This is a genomic window from Micromonospora sp. D75, assembly GCF_018070405.1.
In the GTDB taxonomy this organism is placed as follows: domain Bacteria; phylum Actinomycetota; class Actinomycetes; order Mycobacteriales; family Micromonosporaceae; genus Micromonospora; species Micromonospora chalcea.
In genome coordinates, this window is sequence record NZ_JAGPXV010000134.1 from 1 (window position 1) to 11,070 (window position 11,070).

9 protein-coding genes, 1 tRNA gene and 2 pseudogenes are annotated in these 11,070 nt (G+C 73.6%); 7 read left to right on the forward strand and 5 right to left on the reverse strand.

Annotated elements, in window-relative coordinates; translation table 11 throughout:
* From KBX39_RS11090 to KBX39_RS11100, 3 genes and pseudogenes are all read left to right on the forward strand, one after another.
* Positions 1–526 (forward strand): annotated as a pseudogene (locus KBX39_RS11090) (DUF58 domain-containing protein); the annotation flags it as partial.
* Between the two features lie 55 nt (positions 527–581).
* The gene (locus KBX39_RS11095; protein WP_104114266.1) at positions 582–1,145 is read left to right on the forward strand and encodes a hypothetical protein; all 564 of its coding nucleotides are present in this window, start codon (positions 582–584) and stop codon (positions 1,143–1,145) included.
* Positions 1,146–1,248: 103 nt separating this feature from the next.
* On the forward strand, positions 1,249–2,580 hold the full coding sequence (locus KBX39_RS11100; RefSeq protein ID WP_043326553.1) for an NAD(P)/FAD-dependent oxidoreductase: 1,332 nt from the start codon (positions 1,249–1,251) through the stop codon (positions 2,578–2,580).
* Between the two features lie 54 nt (positions 2,581–2,634).
* Here the strand turns inward: KBX39_RS11100 and KBX39_RS11105 are convergent, their stop codons facing one another.
* The gene (locus tag KBX39_RS11105) at positions 2,635–4,452 is read right to left on the reverse strand and encodes a hypothetical protein (RefSeq protein ID WP_312247084.1); all 1,818 of its coding nucleotides are present in this window, start codon (positions 4,450–4,452) and stop codon (positions 2,635–2,637) included.
* Between the two features lie 101 nt (positions 4,453–4,553).
* Between KBX39_RS11105 and KBX39_RS11110 the strand changes: the two genes are divergently transcribed.
* The 4 genes from KBX39_RS11110 to KBX39_RS11125 all read left to right on the forward strand — a co-directional run bounded on the left by KBX39_RS11110 (position 4,554) and on the right by KBX39_RS11125 (position 6,840).
* Positions 4,554–4,634, forward strand: a tRNA-Leu gene (locus KBX39_RS11110).
* A 110-nt stretch (positions 4,635–4,744) separates the two neighbouring features.
* Entirely contained in the window at positions 4,745–5,590 is an 846-nt protein-coding gene (locus KBX39_RS11115; RefSeq protein ID WP_210870361.1) for a Bax inhibitor-1/YccA family protein, read from the forward strand.
* Positions 5,591–5,713: 123 nt separating this feature from the next.
* The gene (locus KBX39_RS11120; protein ID WP_174534692.1) at positions 5,714–6,472 is read left to right on the forward strand and encodes a Bax inhibitor-1/YccA family protein; all 759 of its coding nucleotides are present in this window, start codon (positions 5,714–5,716) and stop codon (positions 6,470–6,472) included.
* Positions 6,473–6,519: 47 nt separating this feature from the next.
* Positions 6,520–6,840, forward strand: coding sequence for a hypothetical protein (locus tag KBX39_RS11125; protein WP_069087424.1), 321 nt, complete (start codon positions 6,520–6,522; stop codon positions 6,838–6,840).
* A 100-nt stretch (positions 6,841–6,940) separates the two neighbouring features.
* On the opposite strand, the gene KBX39_RS11130 is transcribed toward KBX39_RS11125, so the two are convergent.
* From KBX39_RS11130 to KBX39_RS11145, 4 genes and pseudogenes are all read right to left on the reverse strand, one after another.
* Entirely contained in the window at positions 6,941–8,425 is a 1,485-nt protein-coding gene (locus tag KBX39_RS11130) for a CYTH and CHAD domain-containing protein (RefSeq protein ID WP_210870363.1), read from the reverse strand.
* Between the two features lie 40 nt (positions 8,426–8,465).
* Positions 8,466–9,728, reverse strand: a complete 1,263-nt coding sequence (locus tag KBX39_RS11135; protein WP_113972009.1) for an acetyl-CoA C-acetyltransferase — start codon at positions 9,726–9,728, stop codon at positions 8,466–8,468.
* Positions 9,729–9,786: 58 nt separating this feature from the next.
* Positions 9,787–10,599 (reverse strand): SGNH/GDSL hydrolase family protein, encoded by an 813-nt coding sequence (locus KBX39_RS11140; RefSeq protein WP_043326542.1) that lies wholly within the window; start codon positions 10,597–10,599, stop codon positions 9,787–9,789.
* A gap of 102 nt (positions 10,600–10,701) precedes the next feature.
* Positions 10,702–11,070 (reverse strand): annotated as a pseudogene (locus KBX39_RS11145) (SGNH/GDSL hydrolase family protein); the annotation flags it as partial.

The following is an 11,070-nucleotide window of genomic DNA, read 5'->3' on the forward strand; positions in this document are numbered from 1 at the left end:
GGATACCACGGTTCGGGCCGCCGCCGCTATCGCCGAGCACTACCTGCACCGCGGCGACCGGGTGTCGATGCTGGAGTACGGCCCGGCCGCCCGCCGGCTGCGTCCGGCCACCGGGCGGCGGCAGTACCTGACCGTGCTGGAGTGGCTGCTCGACGTGCACGCCGAGTCGTCCCCGCACGAGCCGTACGACCAGGTCTTCGGCCCGCAACTGCTCTCCTCGGACGCGCTCGTGGTGGTGCTCACCCCGCTGCTCGACGAGCGGTCCGCGCAGATGCTGGCCCGGCTGGCCCGCGGCGGCCGGTTCGTGGTGGCGGTGGACACGCTGCCGGCCGAACTGCCGGTGCCGAAGGAGCGGGGCTGGGCCGAGGTGGCGTACCGGCTGTGGCGGCTGGACCGGGACACGATGATCGGCCAGCTCCGCGAGCACGGCGTGCCGGTGGTGCGCTGGGCCGGCGCGGGCAGCCTGGACGAGGTGCTCCGCGACGTGGCCCGGCTGGCGACCGCCCCGAAGGCAGGGTTGCGGTGAGCGCGAGGAACGCAGCGAAGCGGAGTCCCGCAGTCGCGAACGAAAGGCCGGCTCAGTGACGGACGCCCTGGTCGAGCGGGTGCGGGCGCTGCGGTACGCGGCCGCCCGGGTCAGCCCGCTGCCGCTGCTGGTACGCGGCGGCATCTTCCTCACCGTGCTGGCCGGTTTCCTGCTCGCGTACCCGGTGCAGGCCCTCACCGCGCGCTCGCTGCTGGCCCTGGCGGTGGCCGCGGTGCTGCCGGCGTTCGGTCCGCGCCGGATCTGGCCGACGTTCACCGCGCTGGTGACGGTCGGCGGTTGGCTGCTGGCCACGCTCGGCTTCGACCGGCCGCCGGCGCTGTGGCGGCTGCTCGCCGTGGCGACGCTGCTCTATCTGGCGCACTCGCTCTGCGCGCTCGCCGCGCTGCTGCCCTACGACGGGCTGATCGACCCGGACGTGGTGTTCCGGTGGTTGAGCCGGGCGGGCGGGGTGGTGCTTGCCAGCGCTGTGCTCGGCGTGGTGCTGGCGTGGCTGGGTGGCGTCGGCGGGACGGACGGCTCGCAGGCGGCGACGGTGGTGGGGCTGCTGGTGGCGGTGGGGCTGAGCGCGCTGCTGGGCTGGTTGCTGCGTCGCAAGTGACGCAGCGTCCCGGTGACGTTGCGCAGGTCACATGGGTTGTGCTCCGTCACAGAAGGGGGTCTCGCGCGGGATTACCGGGGGCCGCCGGGGAAAGATAGATGACGTGAACCCGAAGCGGATCCTTGTCGTGGGTGCCGGTCACGTGGGCCTGTACGCCGCTCTGCGCCTGTCCAAGAAGCTGAGCAGGCGTGAGGCCGAGGTCATCGTCGTCGACCCGCAGCCGCACATGACGTACCAGCCGTTCCTCCCGGAGGCATCGGCGGGCAACATCTCCCCGCGGCACGCCGTCGTGCCGCTGCGGCGGGAGTTGCGCAAGTGCACCGTGGTGGCGGGCACCGTCACCCGGATCGACCACGACCGCATGACCGCAGTGGTGCAGCCGATCAGCGGCCCGGCCCGGGAGATCCAGTACGACCACGTGGTGGTCGCGCCCGGCTCGGTCTCCCGCACCCTGCCGATTCCCGGCCTGCACGAGCACGGCATCGGGTTCAAGACCATCGGTGAGGCCATCTACCTGCGCAACCACGTGCTGGACCGGCTCGACGTGGCGGCTTCCACCACCGACCCGGCGGTACGCAGCCGCGCGCTGACGTTCACCTTCGTCGGTGGCGGCTACGCCGGCATCGAGGCGCTCGCCGAGATGGAGGACATGGCCCGCGACGCGCTGCGCTACTACCCGGAGCTGAAGCCGGAGGAGATGCGCTGGGTGCTGGTCGAGGCGACCCAGCGGGTGCTGCCCGAGGTCGACCGGGACATGGGCGCCTACACGGTGCAGCAGCTGATGAAGCGGGACATGGACATCCGCCTGGACACGCGGCTGGAGTCCTGCGTCGACGGTGTGGTGAAGCTCTCCGACGGCGACAGCTTCCCGTCCGACACCATCGTCTGGACCGCCGGTGTGAAGCCGTCGCCGATGCTCGACGCCACGGACTTCCCGCGCGACGAGCGCCGCCGGGTCACTTGCCGGCCGACGCTGCAGATCGTGGACGGCGACCGGGTGGTCGAGGGCGCGTGGAGCGCCGGCGACTGCGCCGCCGTGCCGGACCTGACCAAGGAGCCGGGCAACTTCTGCTCGCCGAGCGCCCAGCACGCGGTGCGGCAGGCGGCGCGGATGGCCGACAACATCGCCAACGTGATCCGCGGGCGCGAGCCGGTCGACTACAAGCACAAGCACGCCGGCAGCGTGGCCAGCCTCGGCCTGCACAAGGGCGTGGCGCAGGTCTACGGCATCAAGATGACCGGCTGGCCGGCCTGGTTCATGCACCGGACGTACCACATGTCGCGGATCCCCTCGTTCAACCGCAAGGTGCGCGTGGTGGTCGACTGGACGCTGGCGTTCTTCCTCAAGCGTGAGGTGGTGGCGCTGGGTCAGCTGCACGACCCGCGTGAGGAGTTCGCCGAGGCGTCCGCCCCGCCGGTCGCCGCGCGCGTCTGACGGATCCAGCGCGGGGACTTTCCGAACGGAAGGTCCCCGCGCCGTTTTCGTGGCTCAGAACCGCCAGGTCCAGGCGTCGGCGAGCCGCGTACCCGGCCGCCCGAACAACTGCTCCAGGGTGCGGCGCAGCATCTCCGCGTGCGGCGCGTCGTCGGTCACCGCGACGCAGGACGCGCGCCAGAACTCGACGTCCCGGGCGGCCTGGCGGCGCTGCCGGTCACCGACCGCCGGCGCCACGCCCCGGCGGGCCACGTCGGCGAGCAGGGCCGAGGTGGGGCGTTGCCAGGTGCCCATGGTGGCCGAGCCGCCCCGCCCGTACGGGCCGATGAAGAAGCCCTCCGGCATGGCGAAGCCGACGCCGGTGGCGGTGGCCCAGCGCATCGGCCAGGGGGTCTGCGGAGTGGCGGTGGGCACCGGCACCAGCACCCCGCCGGGGCGTACGCACTGCCGCCAGTGGCCGCCGGTGACGAACTCGGGCAGCGGCGGCCGGTCCATCGTGGGCAGCGGCGTCGGCAGGACGCTGAGCACCGCCGCGCCGACCGCGATCGGGACACCCCGGCGGGCCCGGCCGGACTCGCCGAGCGCCCGGTGCACGGCGAGCGTGAGCACGGTACCGACCAGCGGCAGCACCGCCAGCGCGAAGCGCATCGGCAGCGCGCCGTCCACCACCGGCAGCCCGGCCAGCAGCCGGTACGGGCCGGGAAGCCCGGTCCGTTCGCCGCCGACCACGACCTCGGGGCCGAGCGCGAGCGCGGCCGTCACCAGCGCGCCTGCCACCAGCGCCACCACCAGCGGCCGCCGGCCCAGCCAGGCCGCGCAGCCGACCGCGACCAGCAGCAGCGGCCAGCCGAGGAACGTGGTGAACTCGGCCGGACCGGTGGTCAGCCGGACCGCCTCCGGGCTGCCGAACACGGTCAGCGCGGAGAGGCGGGTCCAGCCGGCCAGGTCGGCGGAGAAGTAGGCGGGCGGGAACATCCCGTCGGCGACGCCCTGCGGACCGGCGAACTGCACCCAGAGCGGGTACGCCAGCACGAGCAGCGCCAGCCCGGCCGCGCCCAGCAGCCCGCGGGCGAAGCCGGGACCGGCCCGGCGCAGCAGTTCCCGGTCGGCCAGCCCGTACGCGAGCGTCATCACCGCCAGCGTGAGCGCGGTGAGGAAGAGCACCTCCTCGCCGACGAACACCTGCACGGTGACGACAGCGGCGAGCCCGGCCGCCGACGAGACCATCCGGCGGCGGTCCGGGCCGCCCGGGCGCCCGGCCGGGTCGGCGGCGCGCAGCAGCCGGACGACCAGCCAGACCAGCGCCGGGACCAGCCACTGCGCGGTCATGTGCAGGTGGCCGTTGCTCTGCGAGACCATGCCCGGCCCGAAGCCGCACAGTGACGCGCCCAGCCCGGCCGCGAGCGGGCGGGCCCGTAGGACGCGGGTGAACAGCAGGTACCAGGCCAGCGCGGTACCGGCCAGGTTGAGCGCGACCAGCAGCGCGAACGTGACCGGCGCGCCGAACGCCAGCGTGACCGGGGCGAGCAGCACGCCGAGCGCGACGACCGAGGTGTTCGCCATCAGGTTGACCCCGTCCGGCGCGTTCAGGCGGTCGCTGACCAGGCTCAGCTCGCCGCGCAGGGCACGCGCGTCGAGCGCCAGGAACCACTCGTACAGCGTCTGGTCGGCCGGGTTGAGCGCGAGTACCCGCGTGCCCGGCGCCGGCCAGAGGCCGTGGGTGAGCCAGGCGGCGAACGCGGCGAACGCCAGCCCCACGAGCAGGTCGGCGCGGCGCCGCCGGACGGCGGCCGTCATCCGCCGCGTGACCGTCGCCGGGCGGGCCGCCCGGACCTGGTCGGGCCCGGAGGCCGTGCGGGCGGCGCTGGTCACGGCCTCGACCATAACGGCCGCAGCCGTCGGGGTACGCCGGGTCGCGGCCGAGCCGCTACGGTGAGATCTGCACCGCGCGTGTCGGCGCGCCGGTGTCACCCGCCCGGGTGGTGGAACGGCAGACACGGCCGCCTTAAAAGCGGCTGCCGCAAGGCGTGCGGGTTCGACCCCCGCCCCGGGCACACGAACTCTCAGGTTTCCCACAGCTAGCCGTCGCACGCGCGATTGCGGCCACGTCTACCCTGGAGTAGCACGTCTACGTGCGATCGACCCCCTGAGGGAGGCCTGAGAAGTGAAGACCTCGAACCCGGTGCTCGCCCGGCTCGGCCAGGCGGCAGAGCGTGAGCGGGCGGCCGGGTACGCCCAGCCCGGGCCTTACGGTCAGCCCGGATACCCCCAGCAGCAGTACCCGCAGCAGCCCTACGCCCAGCCCTACCCGGGCGGCTACGGCCAGCCGGTGGCACCGCCCACCGTGACCCCGATGACGCTCGACGACGTGGTCGTCAAGACGGTCCTCATGCTCGCCATCCTCGGCGCCTCGGCCGCTGCGGCCTGGGTGCTCGTGCCGGACTCGCTCGTCGGCGTGGCGTGGATCGGCGCCGCGGTGGTTGGCCTGGTGCTGGGTCTGATCATCTCGTTCTCCCGGATGGCCAACCCGGCGCTCGTGGTGGCGTACTCGATCATCGAGGGCGTCTTCGTCGGCATGGTCAGCAAGGCGTTCGAGTCGCTCTACGACGGCATCGTGCTCCAGGCGGTCGCGGGCACGTTCGGCGTGTTCTTCCTGATGGCGATGATCTACAAGGCGCGGATCATCCGGGCCACCCCGAAGTTCGCCCGGATCATGGTGGCGATCATGGCCGGCCTGTTCGGCGTGATGATGGTCAACCTGGTGCTGGCGCTGTTCGGCGTGAACACGCACCTGCGCGACGGCAGCCCGCTGGCCATCGGCTTCAGCCTGGTCTGCATCGTGGTGGCGTCGCTGAGCTTCGTGCTCAACTTCGCCGACATCGAGGAGGGGGTCCGGATAGGACTCCCGCAGCGCTACTCGTGGACGGCCGCCTTCGGCATCGTGGTCGGCCTGGTCTGGCTCTACATCGAGATCCTGCGGCTGCTCAGCTACTTCCAGGGCGACGACTGACGTCTCGCTTTCCGCCGACGCCCGCCTGCCGCATCCGCGGCGGCGGGCGTCGCCGTTTTCCCGCCTCTTCCGGGCCGCCCGGGGCAGAGTGGGACTCGGGTACGTCGGCGGGAGGTGGTCACGGTGCGCAGTGCCAATCCGGTGCTGGACCGGCTGGACGACGTCGGCCGCGCCGAGCGGCAGGTGCTCGGGGTCGGAACCGCCGACGCGATGACGGTGGCCGACGTGGTGAGCCGGACCGTGGGCCTGCTGCTGGTCACCGGCGTCACGGCGGCGCTGTCCTGGGCGCTGGTGCCGCAGGCCGCGTGGATCTCCGCCGCGCTGGCCGGAAGCGCGCTGGCCAGCCTCGCCCTGGTGCTCGTCATCTCGCTGAAGCAGATCACCAGTCCGCCGGTCATCGTCGGGTACGCCGTGTTGCAGGGGCTGCTGCTCGGGGTGGCCAGCCGTGCCTTCGAACTGGTCTACCCGGGCATCGTGGCGCAGGCGGTGGTCGGCACGTTCGGCGTCTTCCTCGGCATGGCCGTGCTCTACCGGGCCCGGCTGGTACGCGCCACCCCGCGCCTGGCCCGCCTGGTCATCGGCACGCTCGTCGGGATCGTGGCGATCGGCCTGGTGAACCTGTTCGCGTACCTGTTCACCGGGCGGCAGGGCGTGGCGGTCTACAGCCTCAGCGACCGGGTGGGCTGGCTGCCGTACGTGTTCTCGGTGGTGGCGATCATCGCCGGCGCGCTCAGCTTCATCCTCGACTTCGACCTGGTCGAGCGGTCGGCGGCGAACCGGCTGCCCCGCCGCTACGCCTGGTACTGCGCGTTCGGGCTGCTGGTCGGGTTGATCTTCCTGTACTGGCAGATCCTGCGCCTGCTCAGCTACGTACGCCGCTGACGCCGGCTGAGCACGCTGCGGCCTGGCGTCGCCGTAGACTCGCGGCGATGAGCGCAGCGGAACTGGACCGGGCGGTGACCCTGCTGGTCCGACAGGTGGGGCACTGGCAGCAGCCGCGCTGGTCGGCCAAGGCCGAGGGCGGCAACGTGTCCCGGGCCGACCTGGTGCACAAGCTGGTCCAGGAGATCGCCAACCTGGCCGCCGACGCGGCGGGTGAGCCGCGCCGCGAGGTGCCCCGGCTCCCCAGCGACCAGGCGCTCCCAGACCAGCTCCGCGTGGTAACCGCCGACCTGACGCTGGCCGATCCCCCCGCCCCCGTCCTGGCCGAGGCCGCCGAGGCGATAACCCGAACCCGCGCCGCCCTCTGACCCGCCCCCTGCCCTTTCGTCGCGTTGATCATGAAGTTGGCGGCGACAAAACGGACGCGGATCCCCGCTAACTTCATGATCGACCGGGTGGCGGGAGCGGTCAGGGGTTGAGCCAGCGGCGTGCCTTGCGGCGTCGGGCCCGGTCGCGTGCCCGCAGGACGGCGGGGCGGTCGTGGCCGGCGGCCTCGGCCTGGCGGGCGTGCAGCAGGCCGTAGGTGAACGTGTTCTCGCCGTCGGCGTACGCCTGGAGCGCCTGCCGCCGCAGCGTCTCCCGGGTCACCACCGAATCCTGGTGGGCGCCGAGCAGATCCTGGAGCGCCTTGAACCGCTTCACCAGGCGGGCGGCCGGTTTGCCGGCGCTCGGCTCCCGCACCTCCACCGCGTACCGGGCCGCCTTGTGCTTCTTACGCGCCTCGTGCAGCGCCGCGTCCCCGGCCGTCCCTTCGAGCGTGAGCGCCCGGTCCAGCCGTTCGTCAGCACGGCGTACCGCCTTGCGGATCCGCCGGTCCACCCAGCGCCGGCCCACGTCGGCAGGTGCGTCGTCGACCAGCCGATCCAGGCGGGCCAGCAGCTCGGCATAGCGGTCGGAGTCCAACGCGGACCGCAGCGCCACCGTCGTCCCGGCCAGGTCGGCCGCGAACCGCTCGCCGATCCGCGCGGCCACCGGGCCGAGCACCAGCTCGTCCGGCAGCTCGTGCACCGCCTCGGTGAGCCGGGCCGCCATCACCTGGGTGTCGCGGACCCGGCCCAGCTCGCCGCCGAGCCAGCGCAGCTCGGCCCGGACCGCCTCGCTCTCCCGGCGTTCCCACAACCCCCGGAACGTACGCAGCGTCGCCCGCAACCGGCGGGCCGCGACGCGCATGTCGTGGACCGCGTCCTCGTCACCCTGGTACGCGGCCGCGTGGTTGCCGACGATCGCGTCCCGCTGCGCCCTGGCGTACGTGAGGACCGGCCCCGCCGGGCCGTCCGGTTCCCGGTCGTCGAAGCGCTCGATCCGGCCCGCGACGGCCCGGTGCGACTTGCTGACCGCCACCTCCCGGGCACCTGCTGCGCGCAGCCGCTCGCCCAGCGCGTCGAGCAGCGCCTCGTCGCCGTCGACCAGCTCGATCTCGATCTCGTGCCAGGTCCGCGCGGCGCTGTCCACCAGATCCTCGGACCGGACGTCGTCCTCGGCCACCTCGGCCAGCACCCGGCCGTCCGCGTCCAGCAGCCGCCGTTCCCGGCGGCGGTTGACCACCCGGGCGGCCGGAGCGACGGTACGGCCCCGCGACGCGCCCCGGATCAGCGCGACCATCTCGGCCGGCGGGCCGTCGTCGGACGCCCCGGCCGGGAACTGGTGCTCGACCCGCGCGCCGCCGACCGCGCCCACCTTGAGATGCCAGCCCGCGTCGTGCCCCCCGGTACGCCGGCGCAGCGCGTGCCCGCTGCGCAGCAGGAACAGGTCATCGGTGTCCCAGTAGACGGCGTCCAGATCCGAGACGGTGGCGTCGGACATGGCCACGACGCCACCGCACCCGGTCAGGTCGGGCAGCTGGAAACCCTCGTCGCCGGAGTACTTGCGCTCACGTTCCACGACGGTCGCCATACGGCCTCCCGTACCCGGCCCGCGCGCCGGCGAACCGGTCTCAGCTCAGTCGCTCCAGCACCATCGCCATGCCCTGGCCGCCGCCGACGCACATCGTCTCCAGACCGATGGTCTTGTCGTGCCACTCCAGCGCGTTGAGCAGCGTGCCGGTGATCCGGGCGCCGGTCATGCCGAACGGGTGGCCGACGGCGATCGCGCCACCGGCGACGTTCAGCTTCTCCTCCGGGATGCCGAGCTGCCGGTACGAGGGGATCACCTGCGCGGCGAACGCCTCGTTGATCTCGACCAGGTCGACGTCGTCGATGGTCATGCCGGCCCGCTTCAGCGCCTGCTTCGACGCCTCGACCGGGCCCAGGCCCATGATCTCGGGAGAGAGCGCGCTGACGCCGGTGGAGACGATCCGGGCCAGCGGGGTGAGACCCAGCTCGGACGCCCGCTCGGCGCTCATGATCACTACTGCGGCGGCGCCGTCGTTGAGCGGGCAGCAGTTGCCGGCGGTGATCCGGCCGTCCGGGCGGAACACCGGCTTCAGACCGGCCACGGCCTCCAGGGTCACCCCGGCACGCGGGCCGTCGTCGCTGCTGACCACCGTGCCGTCCGGCGTGGTGACCGGGGTGATCTCGCGGGCCCAGAAGCCGTCCGCGATCGCCTTCTCCGCGAGGTTCTGGCTGCGGACGCCGAACGCGTCCATGTCCTCGCGGGTCACGTCGTACACCTGGGCCAGGTTCTCCGCGGTCTGCCCCATGGCGAGGTAGATGTCGGGGAGCTGCCCGGCCTCGCGCGGGTCGGCCCACACCTCGGCGCCGCCCTGGGCACGGGCCGCGGAACGCTCCCGGGCCTCGGCGAAGCGGGGGTTCTCCCAGCCGCCGCCGACCAGCGCCTGCGCCTCCGGCGGCAGCGTGTCCGAGTTGCCCCGGGCGTACCGGGAGACCATCTCCACACCGGCGGAGATGAACACGTCGCCCTCACCGGCCCGGATCGCGTGCATCGCCATCCGCGTGGTCTGGAGCGAGGACGCGCAGTAGCGGGTCAGCGTGGCGCCCGGCAGGCCGTCCAGACCCATCAGCGTGGCGACCACCCGGGCCATGTTGAAGCCCTGCTCGCCGCCGGGCAGGCCGCACCCGAGGTAGAGATCGTCGATGGTGGTGGGATCGAGCGCCGGAACCTTGTCGAGGGCGGCCTGGACGATGGTGGCGGCGAGGTCGTCCGGGCGGACCTCGCGGAGGGAACCCTTGAACGCGCGGCCGATGGGGGACCGGGCGGTGGCGACGATGACGGCGTCGCGGGGCGACTCAATCGGCATGAGCCAACGTTAACGCGCCGGTAACATGCGCGGGAAGGTGTGCGGCGGGCGGGAAATGTCACCCCGTGGGCGGTCGGCGGTGGTGCCGGAACGCGACAGTCGCCGCCGCCTCGACCGCCGGCAGCAGGGCGTGCGCCCAGACCCGGTAGCCGTCGGCGGACGGGTGGAAGCCGTCGCGGCAGAGCGTGCCGGCATCCGCGCGGAACACCGGGCCCGTCTCGGTGCCCAGGTCGACAACCGTGCCACCGGCGTCCAGCACGGCCGCCGTCTGGGCCCGTGCCATCCGCCGGCCGGACCAGCCGAGCACCTGACGCAGCGGAGCGGCGACCGCGCGTACCGCGCCGAGGTCGGGGCAGGTGCCCACCACCACCTCGACGTGCGCCTCCCGCAGCCGGCGCACCGCCGAGCCGAGATAGGCGGCCGCGTCACCCGGGCGGCTCAGCGCCGTCGCGTCATTCGCCCCGATCAGCACCACCGCCACGTCGGGCCGCTCGCCGAGCAGCGCCCGGGCCACCTGGGTGGCCAGGTCGGTGGCGCGGGAGCCGGAGACCCCGACGCTGGACAGATGCACCCGGCGGCCGTGCGGCCCCTCGGCGAGCAGGTTCGCGAGCTGACCGCCGATCGTCTCCTCGAAGCGGTCGACGCCGACACCGAGCGCCGACGAGTCACCGAGCAGCACCAGCCGCAGCGGCGGCGCGTCCGCCCGGCCGACCGTCGCGCGCAACACCAGACCCAGCTCGGGCTGGGCGTACTCCCGGCTGCGGGCGGCGATGGCCTGCCCGGCGAGGACCGCCGCGCCGCCCACCGTGCCGGCCAGCAGCGACAGGGCCGCCGCCCGGCCCCACCGGGCCACCTCGTTCCGCTCGCTCATGACAGCACTCCGCTTCGCTCCGTGCCGTCATGAGGCACGTTTGCGCTGAGCTGGCCGATTCGCTCGCTGCGCTCGCTCATGACAGCACTCCGCTTCGCTCGCTCATGCCGTTTCCTCCAGGGTGGCCGAGTCGGCGGCGCTGCCGGTCGGGGGCAGCGCGCCGACGCCGAAGAAGGCCCGTCGGCGAAGCTGCGCCCAGCGTCCGCCGGGCCCGCGGTCGCGGCCCCGGAGCTGGGCGCCGCTGACCTCCGTGCCGGCGTGCCGGGCCGCCTCGTGAGCCGCCTCCGGGAGCGACCGTACGCCTTCCACGCCGGGCAGGACAGGCCTGCGTTCCGGGACCGCGCCCAGCGCGGACAGCACGGTGGGCAGCAACGCCGCCGCGGCTATCGCGTACCCCTCTGCGGAGGGGTGGAACCGGTCCCAGGCGAACATCCGGGCGGGCTCGGCGGCGAACCGCGGCCCGAGCATGTC